The following is an 18067-nucleotide window of genomic DNA, read 5'->3' as shown; positions in this document are numbered from 1 at the left end:
ATTGCGAGCGACAGCGTGGCAATCCCTAACTATACAGAGCCGCTCTGTAAGTCGGGGATTGCTTCGTTCCTCGCAATGACGTGCGTGTTCGTTTGTCGTCGTTACACCAAGCGCGTCATTGCGAGCGATAGCGTGGCAATCCCTAACTATGCAGTTCAACTATACAGAGCCGCTCTGTAAGTCGGGGATTGCTTCGTCGTACCTCCTCGCAATGACGGTCTTATTTATATTTATTGACTCATCAACTCATCATACAAATCCTTCCATTCAGGATTCATACCATTTATTAACTGAATCTTTTTATCTCTGTTACTTCCTTTTATCGTCTTCTCTGCATTTATTGCCTCTTCAATATGGAAGTACATATAATGATAGACCAATTTATCACATCCATATTTAGCGGTAAAGCTTTTAGGATATGTTTTATTTTTATGTTGCCAAATCCTGCCAGGTAAATCGGATGTCACACCTGTGTATAAAACGCTGTGTGTTTTGTTGGTTAATATGTAAACGCTTCCGCCTCGTTCCATTGCGCTAAAATAGTAAAACTTAGTTCAAACCTATCCCGTCATTGCGAGCGATAGCGTGGCAATCCCCGACTGTGCAGATTGAACTTGCTTAGCGGCTCTGTAAGTCTGAGATTGCTTCGTACCTCGCAATGACGTGGGTTATCAACGTATTGCTTATCCACTACTTTACAGCAATACATCCCCTTATTAATTCGTCAACTTAATAAAAATACTCTCTAACGATTTCCCCCCATTATCAGCACGCAAATGCTCCAACGTATTATCGGCTACAATATTCCCTTTGTTGATAATGATTACCTGGTTACAAACCGCCTCTACTTCCTGCATAATGTGGGTAGAAAGGATAATGGTTTTGGTTTTACCCAGCTCGGTAATCAGCTGACGGATACCCACCAATTGATTTGGATCGAGACCTGATGTAGGTTCATCCAAAACCAAAACTTCGGGGTTATGGATAATAGCCTGTGCCAGGCCTACCCTTTGGCGGTAACCTTTTGAAAGCTGACCAACTTTTTTATGTTGTTCGGGGCCTAATCCGGTTTGCTCAATTACTTCGGCAATACGGGCTTCGGGCGAGGCGATGTTGTGGATACCTGCAATAAATGCCAGCGATTCTTTCACATACATATCCAGGTAAAGCGGGTTACTCTCGGGCAGGTATCCAATGTTTTTACGGACATCTAATGATTGTGTGCTGACATCAAAGCCAGCCACGGTAGCTTTGCCCGACGTTTGCGGAATAAAGCCCGTCAGGATTTTCATCGTGGTTGATTTCCCTGCCCCATTCGGACCCAGAAAACCTATTACACCTTTGCCTGCACTAAAGCTGATACCATCTACCGCCTTTTGCGTACCATAAATTTTGGTTAATGCTTCAACCCGGATACTCATGCCGTAAAAGTAGCAATTAGTACGGAAGTCCGAAAGTCGGTAGGTCCGTAAGATTAGGTCTCATTTTATAATATTTTTCTTGTCTTTCGGACTTCCGGACTCACGGACTTTCCGACTTCCGGACTAAATCATATCTTTACGCCCGTTATGAGCAAAAACACCGACGAACTATTTAAAAATGTAATTGCACATGCCAAAGAGTATGGCTTTGTATTCCCTTCAAGTGAGATATATGATGGTTTAAGCGCCGTTTATGACTACGGTCAGAATGGGGCTGAATTGAAAAACAACATTAAAACCTACTGGTGGAAAGCTATGGTGCAAATGAACCAGAACATCGTTGGTATTGATTCGGCTATTTTTATGCATCCTAAAATTTGGGAAGCCAGCGGCCACGTAGGCGGCTTTAGCGACCCGATGATTGACAACAAGGATTCGAAAAAACGCTACCGTGCCGACCAGTTATTAGAAGATAAAATTGCCCGTTACGGTAAAGACGGCAAAACAGATAAAGCAGAGCTGCTGCAAAAAGACCTGGACGATGCCTTGAATGCCGAGGATTTGACCCGCTTGCGCGATCTGATCATTGAGCATGAGATTGCAGATCCAATCAGCGGCACACGCAACTGGACAGATGTGCGCCAGTTTAACCTAATGTTCAGTACCCAAATGGGTGCCATTGCAGATGATGCCGATAAAGTTTACCTGCGCCCCGAAACGGCACAAGGGATCTTTGTTAACTATTTGAACGTGCAGAAATCGGGCCGGATGAAAATCCCGTTTGGTATTGCGCAAATTGGTAAGGCTTTCCGTAACGAGGTTATTGCCCGCCAGTTCATCATCCGCATGCGCGAGTTTGAGCAAATGGAGATGCAATTCTTTGTTCGCCCAGGCACACAAAAAGAATGGTTTGAACAATGGAAAACAGCGCGTTTAAAATGGCACCTGGCTTTAGGTACCGATGCTGCAAAATACCGCTACCACGAACATGCCAAACTGGCTCACTATGCCGATGCAGCTTTTGATATCGAGTTCGAATTCCCGTTTGGCTTTAAAGAGGTGGAAGGTATCCATAGCCGTGGTAATTTCGATTTAAGCCAGCATCAGGAATTTTCTGGTAAAAAGATGCAGTATTTTGATCCTGAACTGGGCGAAGATGGCAAGCCTTATGGTAACTACATCCCTTACGTAATTGAAACTTCAATTGGTTTGGACCGTATGTTCCTGCTGACGATGATCAATGCTTACGAGGAAGAAGACCTGAGCACCGAAGATAGACAAGACAGCCGTACCGTATTACGCTTACACCCTTGCCTGGCACCGGTTAAAGCTGCAATTTTCCCACTGACCAAAAAAGATGGCCTGCCAGAGAAAGCACGCGAAATTATGGAAACGCTTGAGCTTGATTTCAACCTGCAATACGAGGAGAAAGATGCCATTGGTAAACGCTACCGTCGCCAGGATGCTATCGGTACGCCTTTCTGTATCACGGTAGATCACCAGACGCTGGAAGACAATACCGTAACCCTGCGCCACCGCGACAGCATGCAGCAGGAACGCGTAGCCGTTGACCAACTAGATAAGATCATCGGTGATTTTGTAAGCTGGAAAAATTTATTGAAGAAATAAGGCGAAAGCTGAAAGATAAAAGCGAAAGGTTCTGCATTTGATGCAGAACCTTTTTTTGTTTTCGTAATACTCAAAGGAGCGTTGTCATGCTGAGGCACTCGAAGCATAAGGAGCCCCCCTGCACCATACTTCGACGGAGCTCAGCATGACACCTCACTCACCTTTAATTACGATTAGAAAAACATATTCCCTATTTTTTTATTCCCTATAGTACTACACCAATTACTATATGGCCATCAAAGAGTACCCGTTTTATTTAAAAACAACTGTAATCCTATTCGGGATTATATTACTGGTTTATATACTGGCAGCATTGGGCGATATTTTGGTGCCGCTGGCCTTTGCCATGTTGCTGGCTATATTGCTTAACCCTTTAGCCAGTTGGTTGCAACGCCATAAAGTACCGAAGGTACCTTCCATACTCATTTCGTTATTTAGCACGCTGTTGTTAACGAGTGCCATGATGTACTTCCTGTCATCACAGATTATGGCCTTCGGCGATTCATTGCCCGCCTTGAAGGAGAAATTCGGACATATTATCACTGATCTGGAAGCCTGGGTATATACGCATTTCGGTGTAAACACCCAGAAACAGGTAGCCTTCATTAAAAGCACATTAGATGGCAGCAAAGCATTAGTTGGCCGAACCCTCGATACCGTATTAGGTACATTAAGTGTTGTTTTCCTGATACCGGTTTACACCTTTATGTTGCTCTTCTATAAACAATTAATCCTCAATTTTTTATATGAGGTTTTTTCTGAAGAAAACTCAGCCCGTGTAGCCGAAGTTTTGAAAGAAACCAAATCTGCCGTGCAAAGCTATATTGTGGGGCTATTGTTAGAGATGGTTATTGTAGCCGTCATGAACTCTGTTGCCTTGCTGATACTCGGCGTTAAGTACGCCATATTACTGGGTGTTATCGGCGCTATTTTAAATATGCTGCCTTACATTGGCGGTATAATAGCCATAGCCTTGCCTATCCTGATGGCCACTATAACTAAAGACGGCTACTCTACCCAATTGGGTGTAATTATAGCCTACCTTATTATCCAGTTTATAGACAATAATGTAGTGTTCCCACGTGTGGTATCAGTTAAGGTGCAGATCAATGCGTTAATTTCTATCGTAATTGTATTGCTGGGTAATGCACTCTGGGGTATTTCGGGTATGTTTTTATCAGTACCGTTTGTGGCAGTGCTTAAGATCATCTTCGACCGGATAGACGGATTGAAACCCTGGGGTAAATTACTGGGCGATAATGTACCGACCCGCCACATCGGCGAAATCTGGCATCGGCGTCAAAATAGAAAAACGCTCTCCGAAGAAATTGTTGAACCGAAAAAGAAATAATAAAGGCGCCTTTACGGCGCCTTTATTATTTGGTATGCTTTTTTAATATTAATGGCTAACCGGATTATCAGGACCAGCAAGTCCATTGGTATACAGCAGCGGATTAACCTTTTTGGTATCGCCCTGGTAAACCCAAACAATATTGCCAATGTATTTGCGGAAGGCATCATTCACCTCGCCTGGCGTTAATTTCTTAACATCATCGGCCAGGGTTAAAGAGCGTTTCCAGTTATCATGGATCACTTCGTTTGATACGATTGAACTTGCCTGTGCACTATTGGTTTCCTGCTTGTAATAAAAACTGGTGAGGTAGGTGGTTTTCATGTTTTTCACTTCATCACCGGTAAAACCTTCCTGTTTAATTTTATCTACCAGTTTATCAAACACAGCAATGTATTTATCGGGCTGGGTGGTTGATACCGAGAATTTAGCGAACGAGGTACTGCCATTGCTAAACGTTGCACCCGGGGCATAAGACAGGCCGTTATTGGTACGTACATCTAAAAAGTGACGGTCGTAAAAAATACGCATAGCCACCTGGAAAGCATTATAATCTGGTGTGCCTGGTAGCGGCCCGCTGGTAATGCCCACCACATAATTGGTAGCCAGTTCGCGCGGTTGCGACGAGAAGGTGTTTTTATATACCCTGAAGAATGATTTCTTTAACTCAAAAGGCGCACCTGCTTTTACACCGGCCAGCAAACCTTTTACTTTGGTTTCAATTTCTTCCTTGCTCAAATCGGCCACAATTACAATAGTTAAGTGCGATTTTACAAATATCGATTTGTAATAAGCCTTAATCTCATCAGGTGTAAAGGTTTGCATAATATCTGCGGTCCCGGCCGGGTTCTTGGCGTAATCGCGATTGGCGAAAGCTACCTGGTTGGCATAATTGTTAATAGCCACATCCGGGTGCGAATCTGCATCTTTCAGAAAGTTAATCTGGTCTTGTTTAACCCGTGCAAACTCTTTGGCATCAAATGCGGGTTCTTTCAAAGCTTCTACATACAACGGCCAAACGGTTTCAAAATCAGTTTTAATACAGTTCATCCGCACTACCGAATAATCTTTAAAAGCAGAACCGTATACATTGGCGCTCACTTTATCCAGCTGGTTTTTAAAACTGTTTTTGTCGTGCTTTAAAGTACCACATTCGGTTAAGGCATTCATGGCTATTGCCTCGATGCCTTGTTTGTTTGCAGGGTAGTTTTGTACACCGCCTTTTATGGCAGTTTGTATTTCTACAATATCATTGCCGCTGGGCTGCACAATTACTTTAACACCATCAATAGTGGTTTCATAAGCCCCGCTTTGCGCGTAAACCGGCTTTATATTATATAGGGTTGCCGCTATAAGCAGCACAAAAATTCTTTTTTTCATAACGATCAAAATTATTTAGCTGCAAAAAAGGCTGCTGCGTTAGTTTCTTTACTCAGTTCGGGTTTAATAATCATACCGGCTACCATAGGTTTACCTGCAATATATTTTTGCACATAACGGGCAATATCATCGCGGGTTATTTTCTGGTAATTGCTATCGTTATCGGTAAAATACTCGAGCGAAGTACTGCACCACTGGTAGCTTAACTGGCTTGCCAATGACGATGGCTTTTCTTTACTACGCACTGCATTTCGCAATAAAATAGCCTTAGCATCTTTCAGCTGTTCATCGGTATAATAATCGGATTTTACCAACAGGGCTAATTGATTTTGCACCTCGGCATAACATTCTTTTAGTTTGGCGGGGTTAGGCATTACGTACAAATCAATCTCGCCGGTATAGCGCGTGGTTTGATAGCTTGCCTGTACAGCTGATGCTAATCCCTTATCAACCAAAGCCTGTTGTATTTTTGACGAGTTAAGCCCCAGGATGGTATTAAATACATCTGCTACTATAGTGCCGGCAGAATCTGCCTTAAAACCCGGCCCCTGCCACGAGAACAGCATATAAGGCGTTTGCGCTATTGATGATTCTTTAATATAATACTCCGTTTTATCCAACGGCTTAAACGGCGGGATAGGATATTTTACCTGTGGGTCTTCGCCGCTGCTTTCCCAGCTGCCAAAAATCTTTTCGGCCATGGCAAAGGCATCATCGTGTTTTACATCACCGCAAATGGTAAGCAGGCTGTTATTAGGTACATAATATTTGCCTTTGATGATCATCATTTTTTCGGGCGTGGCCGTATTAATGATCTCGTGGATACCGATTGCGTTTTTACGGGTGATCAGATCGCCCCAAAGATGTTTCTGTGTTTCGTACCAGATCTGGAAACCCGGATCACTTTCGGCACGCTGAAACTCACCATCAACAACAGGGCGTTCTTTCTTCATATCCTCTTCGCGATAAATTGGGAAACGGATAGCCGCATTCATAAAACGCAAACCTGCATTCAGACTGTCTTTATCGAAAGTGAAGAAGTAGTTTACGCGTTCTACATCAGTGGTGCCATTCCAGATAGCACCCAACTCCTGTGTACGTTTTAAAAACGAAGCCTGGTCAGGGTAATCTTTGTTGGCTTTAAAAAACATGTGTTCGAAAAGGTGCGAAAGTCCGCTATACTCGGGGCCTTCGGTATAAGCACCGTTTTTAACAGCAATTTCGATAGTGGTTAGCGGTACTTTGTTATTCTCAATAACAGCTACCTGCAGCCCGTTGGGCAGCTTTTTCCAGAAATAGCCCTGTGGCAGCCGGGGTTGGGCCTGCACCATAACAAGGCACAATACACCCGCAGCAGATAAGCTCAGGCGTTTGATAAGGTTTTGGATCATATTTTTCACAGCATTATAAGTTAATGCCCTAAGATAATACTTCCGAATATAATTGTAACTATATTGATACCTAATATTTTCTGAAAACTAACTTTTTAGGAATATGATTCGATATTTAATATTGGTAAGGATATGAGCATCGTCATAGTATCTCATACTTACCCTTCCGTTTGTCATTTCGAATCCTTGGAGGGAGGGCATTGGTAGAGGAAAGGTGAGAAATCTTCTACAATACGCATTAGTTACAAAGCTTAATCAAGGCGCAGAAGATTTCTCCTCGCCTCTTGCGCACAATCCCACCTGGCTCGTTCGAAATGACAAATTCGATTATTAAACGATGTTGGTACACTCTTGCGCGCGTTTGCAACGCGTGCTTAACACTTCCCGGCGTTTGCAACGCCTTTATCTAAACAAAAATCCAAAATCGAACACCATCCCACTTTGCACCAAATAAAATATTTTCCCAATTACAGAGTTATATTTCTCGACGTTACTGATAGAAATACTTTACATGCGGCTGCAAAGCCAATTTTTCTATTTTTGCTTCAAATTCCAAACTTTACAAATTAGGATAAACTATGAAACTAAAACTATTACTCGCTCTGGCAGCGGTTAGCTTTGCTATGCAGGTGCGGGCTCAAACCCAGGAGTTTTCGGGCTGGGGAGCCTGGTTCCACACGCAAAAATTTTCTGAACACTGGGGCATGATGTTCGACGCGCAATTTCGTTCTTCTGATAATTGGTCGTACCTCAAAAATCCGTTGATCCGCCCGGGCGTTAGCTACTATTTTAAGAAAAACAAAATTGCCACCGTTGGCTATCTGTATACCGGCACCCACAAAGTTACCGATATCGAAAATAGCTTTCGCCGCGAACAACGCATTTGGGAGCAGTACATTTACACGCACAAAATACAGCGCACCAGTGTAATGCACCGCTTTAGGTTAGAGCAACGCTTTGTAGACAGCCAGGGCGCTAAGGAAGAATTTTTCGCCCAGCGGATGCGTTACTTTATCCGTGGTGTAATACCTACCACCAAAGTGAATGAGTTTACCCAGGGTACTTTTGTAGCCCTGCAAAACGAGGTATTTGCCAACGTACAAAACAAGGATGCCACCAACGGCAGCGTGTTCGACCAGAACCGTGCTTACGTGGCCTTCGGGTACCGTTTCAGTAAATTTTTTGATATGGAAGCCGGTTACTTAAACCAATACATTAACCAGATTGAAACACAGGCCAATACGATGAATCACGTAGCGCAGCTTGCGTTGTATACGAGATTCTAAAAAAGTCTCATCCCTGAATTGGGTGCGAGATGAAGACATTGCTGCCCTCTCCTGAAGGAGAGGGCTTTTTTGTTGATTGAGTTTTTTATTAATTATTCCAGACTGTGCAGCTTGCATCTTTTTTACTACGCTGAAATATAACAAGTGCAATAACCTCAAGTGCAAGGCCTAAACCCATTATAACTCCTTTAACAAAATCCGGCAAAAAGAAATAACGGCCGGCAACGGGCATAACAGTTGAAATTAACAAACCACTAATAAAGATGATTAAAGCGGCTTTAGGGATATTGTTTCTTTTCATATTATTTAAGTTGATTTAAAATATTTTCTAATCGTTGCCGGGTGGCATTTAGCTTTGCCACACCTTTTTTAAATTTGCGGGGGCGTACATAAAACCACATGAATGACAGATAAATAAAGAGCGCGGCATAAGTACAAACAAGCAAAACCGGATACTGGCGAACAGCCTCATAAGGGTATAACATCACACCCAGAGTGCAAAATGCCATGATAATAACCATCGTTTTTTTATAGTATTTAATCTGGTTTTGCAGTGTTTGCTCTATAAAAAGCAGGAATTCCTGGTTACTGTAGTAGTCGAGCTGATAAAAACGTTTGAGCGACCTGATGTTGGTGGCAGCAAGTAACAAACCGGAAGTTGCTATCAATCCTCCGCCTATATAAGTTATCACCATTTTAAAATCTACAATAAATAATATAGAAATTATTAGAGACGATAACAGACTGGATGCCACAATGACCAGCCATTTATTTCGCAGCTTTTCATTGCGGAACTTACTGATCAATAACACCATCTCATCTGAAGTAGGCAGACTGTCTGTCTTTGCAGTATGCCAAATGGCTTTCAAATCATCTAATCTGTCCATACGCTTTTAAATTTTTGAGCCAGCTTTTCTTTTATCCGATGGATTTTCACCCGTACATTTCCATTGCTCAAACCAACAACTTCGGCTATTTCTGCCTGTGGCAGGCCCTCCAGCTCCAATGAAATGATAATACGGTCTGTTTCTTCCAGTTCGGCAATGCAGCGGTATAAAAAGTTCAGTTTATCTTCCTGCGGTTCCTCGAATGTTTCGGCTAAATTGACTGGTAATTCTGCACCTGGCATACGTTTGGAAACCTCTAAAGCACGCAGACAATGGTTTGTTGCGATCCGGAATATCCAGGTGCTGATTTGCGATTTACCCTTAAAGCCGGGCAGCCCTTTCCATACGGATATAAAAGTTTCCTGTACTAAATCCCTGGCCTGATCAGCATCATTGGTATAGCCCAAGCACACCCTAAATATTTGCGGTGCATAGCGGTTATAAATTTCCTCAAACATTGTCATCTCGACCAGGCTGATTTAAAGAGATTTTTCATTTATGCCGGGTTAGATACGACACTTTATAAAATGTTACAGCCGATTTTTCGCTCCGGAAAATATTAAGTATGCGTTGTAAACGCGCGCAAAAGAACGAATTACTAAAATATATCATATTGAAAATCAAGTATCTTTTAAGTTAATTGATATTTTTTTGTTTTAAAAAATGTCAATCAAATTAAAAGGCCTATATTTAAAAAGTATTTTTTTACCTAAAACTTTATTACACATGAAAAAAGTATTTTCAATTCTCGGAATCTTTTGGATGATTCTTTTCGTTTCAGAAGTTAAAGCACAAAATCTTCCCGACCATGCTTTTGGTGTTTACAATGCCGGCGCACTAATTTGCAAGTCAAATAATGGACAATACACATTTTGGTATCAAGGCGATGGCAATCTTGTTTTATATAATTCTGCTCATGTGGGATTATGGAATTCCGGGACTATAGTTAGTAACCCAGGAAGCGTTACTTTCGATATAATGGGCGAAATTACTTGCCGTACATCAACAGGGCAAGTTTATTGGAAAACCAGTTATAATTGGAATGGATTACCTTGTAATCCAACAGATCCGGGTAGTGTAAACGGCCCCGATCATTCATGTTTTCAATGGGTTCTGCAAGATGATGGCAACTTTGTAGGCTATTTTAATATCCCTAATTATGCCCCTAAAAGTGTAGATACCGATACAGGAGGCAACAGGGTTAGTAATCATAATACTAAAATCAAGTAACATAGTAATATAAGATTAAAAGTGATGACTTAATAATTCATCGCTTTTAATCTTATAAACATCTTACGCCAGCCTGCAATATATCTCGTTGCAAACGTGATTTGAATATTATTAATCACTTAAACTTTATCATTTATTATCATGAAAAAAACATTGTTTGTCTTAGTCCTGACATTTACCACATTTGTGGCTCGAAATGCTTTGGCTCAAAGCAAACAAATTGTGAATGGAACAGCTTTTTATCCAAATCAAGTATGTGCTAAGTCTAATAATGGCCTTTATAGGCTAGTTTATCAAGGCGACGGCAATCTTGTTTTATATAATTCAGCTAACGTTGGACTTTGGGCATCTGGGCCATTACAAAATGGCAATCTTAGTAGTTGTGATTTTGCCTACTTCAATATAGTAATACATAGAAACGGTGGTAGCGTACTTTGGTCATACTCTCCACCTCAGCATGATGCCACCACTGCGGGTAGTTGGGTATTGCAAGATGATGGAAATTTTGTTTTTTACGCAGTTCTTAATTACGCTGGCGGATCCTATTCGGTTTCTACAGGAACACAAGGAGGTAAAAAGAGTGGAAATTTCGGCACTTTTAAATAATTCAATTTATACGAGATAGATCGAAACCATCTTACTAAGATCGCTCAAAAAAAAAATTCTATTTATATGAACAAAAGCTCAGATTTCGAAAAAAAATCTGAGCTTTTGTTTTATTTGGATATTAAAAAGACCCTCCTAACTGGCACAACTATGCAGCGCAAGCCTACGTTGTTGGATATTTTTAGCTTTGAGCAGATAGACACAGTACTATTCCGCATCTCACTGGCGCGAGCGCACCACTCATGTTCTCATAACTAATTATAATAGCTACATTTTCTGCAAATGGCAGTGGTAATAGATTACTACCAGATCATAGAAATCATCACTCACGTACGTACTTTCTTTCTACTTAAACCTAATCACCACCACCTTACCCGACACATTCTCCAACATCGGCTTAAAAATTAACTGCGCATTCTCTTGTGCCTTGCTTACAATGTTCATATCGTTGGCGTTATCCAGCAGGCGCTTTTCGGCAACTTTATAAATATCTTCTACCATATTTTTGGCATTGCCGGGGAAGATGGCGCCGGTTATATCATACACCTTTGATTTTTGGTGGTCGAGCTTTACGTAGCAGATCTCTGCTTTGGGCAATAGTACGGTTACGGTATCATGGTTGACGGTTTGGGTAATATCAGTCTTTTTAATTTTGGTGAGATCGATACAGGCAGTCACCTCTCCTACTGCCAGAAACAGTACGCGCTCATCGGGCCAAAAGGTATGGATTTCTTTCTTTTCGATCACATCTTTCATCGAATATTTCACAAGTTCGAGCTTGCCCATGCTGGTTATTTTTTGCACCATTACATCTTCATTCACTTCGGTACGCACCGTGGTAAACTGATGTTTGAGATAGAAGAACAAGAATACAAGGAAGCCAACAATTACCAGGGATACAATGAGGCTATAAGATACGCGCGAACGTGAGGTAAAGGCCATAATGTTTAAATATAGTAATTAGACAAAAAAATAGCCGATAAGTTTATCGGCTATTTTTGTATATCGTTGCACGTCATTGCGAGGAACGAAGCAATCCCCTATTTACAGAGTGGCTCTGTATAGTTCGCGATTGCTTCGTTCCTCGCAATGACGTGGTAAAAGTTTTATGCGCCGTAAGTCACACTCAGTGTAATTGGCACGTTCAGTGCTTTTGATACAATACAACCCGCTTTAGCGCCTTCGGCAACTTGTTTAAATTGATCTTCAGATACACCGTCGATAGCTGATGCTTTAAGCTCCAGGTGAATGCCTTTAATTTCTAAAGCAACCATATCCAGGTCTAAGATAGCATCGGTGGTTAAATCGCCCGGAGTGATGCCTTGCTGGGTAAGTGCTGCGCCTACTGCCATGGTGAAGCAACCTGCGTGTGCAGCTGCAATCAGTTCTTCAGGGTTGGTACCAACACCATCTTCAAAACGGGTTTTGAAAGAATATTGTGTTTTGTTTAAGGTGGTGCTTTGGGTGGTTATTTCACCTTTACCATCTTTTAATGTGCCATTCCAATGTGCATTTGCTGTACGTTTCATAGTAATTTATTTATGTGATTTTAATTTAATTTGTCGATTTGTTAATTCGGCAATTTGTCAATGCCTTGTTTCAATTTGTTAATTTGTCGATTCGGCAATTTGTCAATGTCCTGCTTTCGGACTTACGGTCTTACCGACTTCTGGCCTCCTACTTATTTATGAAATTTTGCCCGTTCGTATTGTACCGGCCATTTAACTTCTGCTTCCAGTTCAAAGGCAGCACGGAGCGGGAAGTTAGGGTCGCGTAGTTCTTCGCGGGCTAAGAAAACCAGATCAGCCTGGCCGCTGCTGATGATCTCGTCAGCTTGTTTGCTTTCTACAATGAGGCCTACCGCTCCGGTTAATATCTCTGCTTCCCGTTTTACCTTTTCGGCAAACTCAACCTGGTAACCCAGTTTAAGGGGTATTTGTTGCAATGGAGAGTTACCACCAGAAGAGCAGTCGATCAAATCCACACCTTTTGTTTTGAGGATCTTAGCCAAAGCTACAGAATCATCCACAGTCCAGCCGCCGTCAACCCATTCTGTGGCCGAGATCCGAACGAAAAACAGTTTTTCTGCCGGCCAAACTTCGTGCACTGCATCTACAAGCTCTAACAACAATCGGATGCGGTTATCAAATGAGCCACCATATTCATCAGTACGTTTATTGCTGAGGGGTGATAAGAATTGGTTGATCAAGTACCCATGCGCACCATGCAATTCAATTAAATCGAAACCTGCTTTATCTGCACGGATGGCTGCGGCTTTAAAATCGGCTACTACTTTTTCGATGCCAGCTTTATCCAAAGCTGCGGGAGCTTCTTCACCATCAGTAAAAGGCAATGCACTTGCCGATACAGATACCCAACCATTTTCATGACCTGATGCAATCTGCGCACCACCCAGCCATGGCTTCTCATGACTGGCTTTGCGACCGGCATGTGCCAGCTGTGTGCCAATGTAAGCGCCCTGCTCGTGTACAAAATCGGTGATCTCTTTTAACTTTTCGATATGCTCATCTTTCCAGATGCCCAGGTCGGCGTAGGTGATACGGGCTTCGGGCGATACGGCGTTGGCTTCGGTAATTAATAATGCTGCGCCGCCTACTGCCCTTGCACCTAAATGCACCAGGTGCCAGTTGTTGGCAAAACCGTCTACGCTCGAATATTCGCACATAGGTGATACCACGATCCGGTTTTTAAGTTCTATATTTTTTATTGTAATTGGAGAGAATAAGTTTGCCATAGTGCCATCAAATGTAAAGGAATGAAAGTCTTTTTCATACCTCACATTTGTAATAATTAAATGAAATTAATGTGAACTTTCTGAGCAGAAAAATGCCGTTTTAAGCAAATTGAATTTAACAGAAAAGGCAGGCAAAATTTGCCTGCCTTTCAATTTCTTATTACTTATTTAAGGTATTCGCCGTCGTTCTTTGGGTAACCTTCTTCATCAAGGTCGTCGCGGTCATCTTCGGGTGTGCGGGCCAGCTCTTCATCAAGCGGGCTTAGCTCGGCAATCTTGCCATCGTCAATATGCATACCTAACGAATCAACATCAGTTTCTATCGAGCGGTTCCTGTCGTACTCGCCGCGGGTATCATACGGGTTAGATTCATCATAGTCCGAATTGGCATCGCTGCCACCCGGAGCTGCAGTATCAAACAACGCAGGTGGGTCGTAGTCCGGGTCGTCACCATCAACTTCTATTTCGTAACTATCGGTTTCGGGATCATATTTCAAATCCTGTGCTGCCGATTCTTCGCCAAGATCATCTTTTAATGTTTTATCTCTGTCCAGGTTTTCATCGTTAAACTCTGGGTCGAATTGGGTTTTGCTCATGATAGTAATTTTTAAAATTTAACTTAAACCTGTGGATATAAAACGCAATGGGTTGATGTTTGTGTTAGCAAGTTACGAAAAAAGAGAAGCAAGAAACAAGAGCCAGGAATCAAGACTGTTTTGCGTTAGGGATAGTAGCGGATACCGTCCGCCTATCGGCGGATAATGCCTGTGCAGTATGAGCGGATAGCCCGGCCCGCCGATAGCGGGAACGTCCTTTTTACAGAGAAACAAGAATCGAGAGACAAGATAAGCTCCGATCGCGAACCGTACAGAGCGCCTCTGTATAGTTAGCGATTGCTTCGTACCTCGCAATGACGAGCTGTTTTACATTCTCTCCTTCTATCATTCACTCCCTCACTCATTCAAAACTGATTCCGCTATGTATAAATGTATTTACAAAGTCATACATTTCGGTTTTAATTAATATTGATAAACTCAATTTTATATATTTGACACCACTAACCGAAAAAGTTATCAAAAATGTCAAAAATTAAAGTAGAAAATCCGGTTGTTGAACTGGACGGCGATGAAATGACCCGCATTATATGGAAGTTTATTAAAGATAAACTGATCCTGCCTTATCTTGACCTGGATATTAAATACTATGATCTGGGCATTGAGTACCGTGACGAAACTAACGATCAGGTAACTATCGACGCAGCTAACGCTATTAAACAATACGGTGTTGGTATTAAATGTGCTACCATTACACCGGATGAAGCCCGTGTAGAAGAGTTTGGTTTGAAACAAATGTGGAAATCGCCAAACGGAACTATCCGTAACATTCTGGATGGTACCGTATTCCGCGAGCCGATTGTAATGAACAACGTACCTCGTTTAGTGCCTAACTGGACTGCCCCTATCTGCATTGGCCGTCACGCTTTTGGCGATCAGTACCGCGCTACTGACTTTGTAACCAAAGGAAAAGGTAAACTAACTATTAAATTTACACCAGAGGATGGCGGCGAAGAGCAATCATTCGAGGTATTTAACTTTAAAGGTGATGGCGTTGCTTTGGCAATGTACAATACTGACGAGTCTATCAAGGGTTTCGCTCATGCTTGCTTTAACCAGGCATTAATGAAAGGCTGGCCTTTATACTTATCAACCAAAAACACCATCCTTAAAAAATATGATGGCCGTTTCAAAGATATCTTCGAAGAGATCTACCAAAACGATTACAAACAAAAATTCGCTGATGCTGGTATCACTTACGAGCACCGTTTGATCGATGACATGGTTGCATCGGCCCTTAAATGGAATGGTAACTTTGTTTGGGCTTGTAAAAACTATGATGGCGACGTACAGTCTGACACCGTAGCTCAAGGTTTTGGTTCATTAGGTTTAATGACATCTACCCTGGTTACCCCAGATGGTACTGTTATGGAAGCTGAAGCTGCACATGGTACAGTTACCCGCCACTACCGCGAGTATCAGGCCGGCCGCCAAACTTCTACCAACCCAATTGCATCTATTTTTGCATGGACCCGTGGTTTAGAGTTCCGTGGTATCCTGGATAACAATCAAGAATTGATCGACTTCTGTAAAGCATTAGAGGAAGTTTGTATCGAGACTGTAGAAAGTGGTAAAATGACCAAAGATTTGGCTATCACCATTAAACCTAAAGTTGAACACGGTACCGATTATCTGTACACCGAAGAGTTTTTAGAAGCTATTAACGAAAACTTAAAAGCTAAATTAGCTAAGTAATCAATTCGCAAAATACTTTATAAAAAATGCCCTGCCTTGTGCGGGGCTTTTTTTTGATCTGCTGTATCATTATACAAACTTGTGTCGTAATAATAGTTGAATGAATAAACTATTTCGGCCTGCTACCTTATTTATAATCATATTGATATGCTTATTTATTGCCTGTATGAAAGCAGGCGACAAAATGGTTAATAACAAGTGCGATATAGTAAGCATACAACAACAGAACAGCAGCCGTATTACTATAACCAATGGTGTTTGGGGTACGGTGTCATTACTGCAAGGCAATTGTATGCCTACAACTGATAAAAATTCAACTTGTTCGCAATGCCCTGTAGAACGCGAGGTAAGGATATATAACTATACAACCATACAAGATATTGTACCCGCCGATGATAACCCCGCTTTAGCCAAAAGTTTTAAAACCCAATTAATTAAGACCGTAATGGCAGACGAGCGCGGTTTTTATCAGGCTGATTTACCGGAAGGAAAATATACCATAGTTGTTGTTGAAGATGGGAAACTTTATGCACCCACATTTGACGGAAATGGAGGATTATCCAGCGTAGCTGTAAAGCCCGGTAGGGTTAATTTTAACTTAGTGCTTAACCACGCATTAGACTAGTTAAACTAAATTTTAATATTTATAAAGCCTGCTTAACATTAAGCAGGCTTTATTGTTATTATATATATTTGCTCAACGTAATTCACGTCAGTGCGAGGCACGAAGCAATCGCGAACTTTACAGAGCAATTCTGCTTATCGGGGATTGCTTCGTACCTCGCAATGACGTGTTGGACTAATCATTTTTTTTAAAAACATTTTACCATGTCATCATTATATCCATTAAAATTTAAGACCATTTACAAAGACAAAATCTGGGGCGGGCACAAAATTGAAACTTACCTGCACAAAGATTTTGGCGACCTGCCTAACTGCGGCGAAACCTGGGAAATATCGGGCGTTAAAAGCGATGTTTCCGTTGTTGACGGCGGCGCACTGGACGGCCAATCATTAGCCGACCTATTAGAGCAGTACAAAGACGAACTTGTAGGTAAAAAAGTATATGATCATTTCGGCAATATCTTCCCTTTACTGGTTAAGTTTATCGATGCCAATGATGACCTTTCTATCCAGGTACACCCTAATGATGAACTGGCAAAAAAACGCCACAACTCGTTCGGTAAAACTGAAATGTGGTATGTGATTGAAGCCGATCCGGGTTCGTCATTAATTACCGGTTTTAACCAGGAAGTTAACGAGCAGATCTATTTAGATAAACTGAACAGCGGCCATATCATGGATATTCTGAACCGTGAGCAGGTTACAGCAGGCGATGTTTTCTTTTTACCGGCAGGCCGTGTGCATACCATTGGTAAAGGTTTACTGATTGCAGAAATTCAGCAAACATCAGACATTACCTATCGTATCTATGATTTCGATCGTGTGGATGCTAATGGCAACAAACGCGAACTGCATACCGAAGAGGCTTTAGCAGCTATAGACTATAAATTTTACGACGAGTACAAAACCAAGTACCACGCAGAGAAAAATCAGGATGTACATTTGGTAACCTGCCCTTACTTTACCACCAATGTAATGGACTTTACCGAAAGCACTGCCAAAGATTACAGCAACCTGGATTCGTTCGTGATCCACGTGTGTGTTGAAGGCGCTTACGAGTTAACTTATGCAAATCAAAGCTACCATGTAAAAATGGGAGATTGCATTTTGCTGCCAAAAACCATTGATAAGGTTGAGTTAATTACCGAGAATGGGTTTAAGATTTTGGAGAGTTATATAGAATAACAAAACGGGTGTC

Annotated in this window: 19 protein-coding genes; 8 read left to right on the top strand and 11 right to left on the bottom strand. The window is 41.8% G+C overall.

Features of this window, described 5'->3' with window-relative positions; translation table 11 throughout:
* Positions 1–230: 230 nt before the first annotated feature.
* On the bottom strand, positions 231–530 hold the full coding sequence (locus tag PQO05_RS06515) for a GIY-YIG nuclease family protein (RefSeq protein WP_273631897.1): 300 nt from the start codon (positions 528–530) through the stop codon (positions 231–233).
* A gap of 186 nt (positions 531–716) precedes the next feature.
* Positions 717–1421: an ATP-binding cassette domain-containing protein gene (locus tag PQO05_RS06510; protein WP_273631896.1), complete on the bottom strand. Its 705-nt coding sequence runs from the start codon at positions 1419–1421 to the stop codon at positions 717–719.
* A gap of 147 nt (positions 1422–1568) precedes the next feature.
* Here PQO05_RS06510 and PQO05_RS06505 point away from each other — a divergent pair, with 147 nt between their 5' ends.
* Both PQO05_RS06505 and PQO05_RS06500 read left to right on the top strand, forming a co-directional pair.
* Positions 1569–3050, top strand: a complete 1482-nt coding sequence (locus tag PQO05_RS06505; protein WP_273631895.1) for a glycine--tRNA ligase — start codon at positions 1569–1571, stop codon at positions 3048–3050.
* Between the two features lie 229 nt (positions 3051–3279).
* Positions 3280–4401: an AI-2E family transporter gene (locus tag PQO05_RS06500; protein WP_273631894.1), complete on the top strand. Its 1122-nt coding sequence runs from the start codon at positions 3280–3282 to the stop codon at positions 4399–4401.
* Positions 4402–4449: 48 nt separating this feature from the next.
* On the opposite strand, the gene PQO05_RS06495 is transcribed toward PQO05_RS06500, so the two are convergent.
* Together PQO05_RS06495 and PQO05_RS06490 are read right to left on the bottom strand one after the other, a co-directional pair.
* Positions 4450–5781 carry a M16 family metallopeptidase gene (locus PQO05_RS06495; RefSeq protein WP_273631893.1) on the bottom strand — a complete coding sequence of 444 codons (1332 nt, stop codon included), beginning with the start codon at positions 5779–5781 and terminating at the stop codon, positions 4450–4452.
* 11 nt (positions 5782–5792) lie between these two features.
* Positions 5793–7172: a M16 family metallopeptidase gene (locus PQO05_RS06490; protein ID WP_273633573.1), complete on the bottom strand. Its 1380-nt coding sequence runs from the start codon at positions 7170–7172 to the stop codon at positions 5793–5795.
* Between the two features lie 578 nt (positions 7173–7750).
* Between PQO05_RS06490 and PQO05_RS06485 the strand changes: the two genes are divergently transcribed.
* The gene (locus tag PQO05_RS06485) at positions 7751–8458 is read left to right on the top strand and encodes a DUF2490 domain-containing protein (protein WP_273631892.1); all 708 of its coding nucleotides are present in this window, start codon (positions 7751–7753) and stop codon (positions 8456–8458) included.
* Between the two features lie 88 nt (positions 8459–8546).
* On the opposite strand, the gene PQO05_RS06480 is transcribed toward PQO05_RS06485, so the two are convergent.
* From PQO05_RS06480 to PQO05_RS06470, 3 genes are read right to left on the bottom strand one after another with little or no spacing between them, the layout of a single operon-like run.
* The gene (locus tag PQO05_RS06480) at positions 8547–8759 is read right to left on the bottom strand and encodes a hypothetical protein (protein ID WP_273631891.1); all 213 of its coding nucleotides are present in this window, start codon (positions 8757–8759) and stop codon (positions 8547–8549) included.
* A gap of 1 nt (position 8760) precedes the next feature.
* On the bottom strand, positions 8761–9345 hold the full coding sequence (locus PQO05_RS06475; RefSeq protein ID WP_273631890.1) for a hypothetical protein: 585 nt from the start codon (positions 9343–9345) through the stop codon (positions 8761–8763).
* Positions 9333–9803, bottom strand: a complete 471-nt coding sequence (locus PQO05_RS06470; RefSeq protein WP_273631889.1) for an RNA polymerase sigma factor — start codon at positions 9801–9803, stop codon at positions 9333–9335. Before PQO05_RS06470 ends, PQO05_RS06475 begins: the two co-directional genes overlap by 13 nt.
* Positions 9804–10071: 268 nt before the next feature.
* Here PQO05_RS06470 and PQO05_RS06465 point away from each other — a divergent pair, with 268 nt between their 5' ends.
* Together PQO05_RS06465 and PQO05_RS06460 are read left to right on the top strand one after the other, a co-directional pair.
* Complete coding sequence (locus PQO05_RS06465) at positions 10072–10575, top strand: hypothetical protein (RefSeq protein WP_273631888.1); 504 nt, start codon at positions 10072–10074, stop codon at positions 10573–10575.
* Between the two features lie 141 nt (positions 10576–10716).
* The gene (locus tag PQO05_RS06460) at positions 10717–11181 is read left to right on the top strand and encodes a hypothetical protein (protein ID WP_273631887.1); all 465 of its coding nucleotides are present in this window, start codon (positions 10717–10719) and stop codon (positions 11179–11181) included.
* Between the two features lie 345 nt (positions 11182–11526).
* Here PQO05_RS06460 and PQO05_RS06455 read toward each other — a convergent pair whose 3' ends face one another.
* From PQO05_RS06455 to PQO05_RS06440, 4 genes are all read right to left on the bottom strand, one after another.
* A complete protein-coding gene (locus PQO05_RS06455; protein ID WP_273631886.1) occupies positions 11527–12123 on the bottom strand; it encodes a DUF4230 domain-containing protein in 597 nt (198 codons plus the stop codon).
* 164 nt (positions 12124–12287) lie between these two features.
* Positions 12288–12710, bottom strand: a complete 423-nt coding sequence (locus PQO05_RS06450) for an OsmC family protein (protein WP_273631885.1) — start codon at positions 12708–12710, stop codon at positions 12288–12290.
* Positions 12711–12862: 152 nt separating this feature from the next.
* A complete protein-coding gene (locus tag PQO05_RS06445; RefSeq protein ID WP_273631884.1) occupies positions 12863–13936 on the bottom strand; it encodes an NADH:flavin oxidoreductase/NADH oxidase in 1074 nt (357 codons plus the stop codon).
* 164 nt (positions 13937–14100) lie between these two features.
* Positions 14101–14532, bottom strand: a complete 432-nt coding sequence (locus PQO05_RS06440; protein WP_273631883.1) for a hypothetical protein — start codon at positions 14530–14532, stop codon at positions 14101–14103.
* 483 nt (positions 14533–15015) lie between these two features.
* On the opposite strand from PQO05_RS06440, the gene PQO05_RS06435 reads away from it, so the two are divergent.
* The 3 genes from PQO05_RS06435 to PQO05_RS06425 all read left to right on the top strand — a co-directional run bounded on the left by PQO05_RS06435 (position 15016) and on the right by PQO05_RS06425 (position 18054).
* Positions 15016–16245 carry an NADP-dependent isocitrate dehydrogenase gene (locus tag PQO05_RS06435; protein ID WP_273631882.1) on the top strand — a complete coding sequence of 410 codons (1230 nt, stop codon included), beginning with the start codon at positions 15016–15018 and terminating at the stop codon, positions 16243–16245.
* A 166-nt stretch (positions 16246–16411) separates the two neighbouring features.
* Positions 16412–16870 (top strand): hypothetical protein, encoded by a 459-nt coding sequence (locus PQO05_RS06430; RefSeq protein ID WP_273631881.1) that lies wholly within the window; start codon positions 16412–16414, stop codon positions 16868–16870.
* Positions 16871–17073: 203 nt separating this feature from the next.
* Positions 17074–18054, top strand: coding sequence for a type I phosphomannose isomerase catalytic subunit (locus PQO05_RS06425; protein WP_273631880.1), 981 nt, complete (start codon positions 17074–17076; stop codon positions 18052–18054).
* Positions 18055–18067 lie beyond the last annotated feature (13 nt).

Source organism: Mucilaginibacter jinjuensis, assembly GCF_028596025.1.
GTDB classification, from domain to species: domain Bacteria; phylum Bacteroidota; class Bacteroidia; order Sphingobacteriales; family Sphingobacteriaceae; genus Mucilaginibacter; species Mucilaginibacter jinjuensis.
This window is presented reverse-complemented; position numbering and strand designations above follow the sequence as displayed.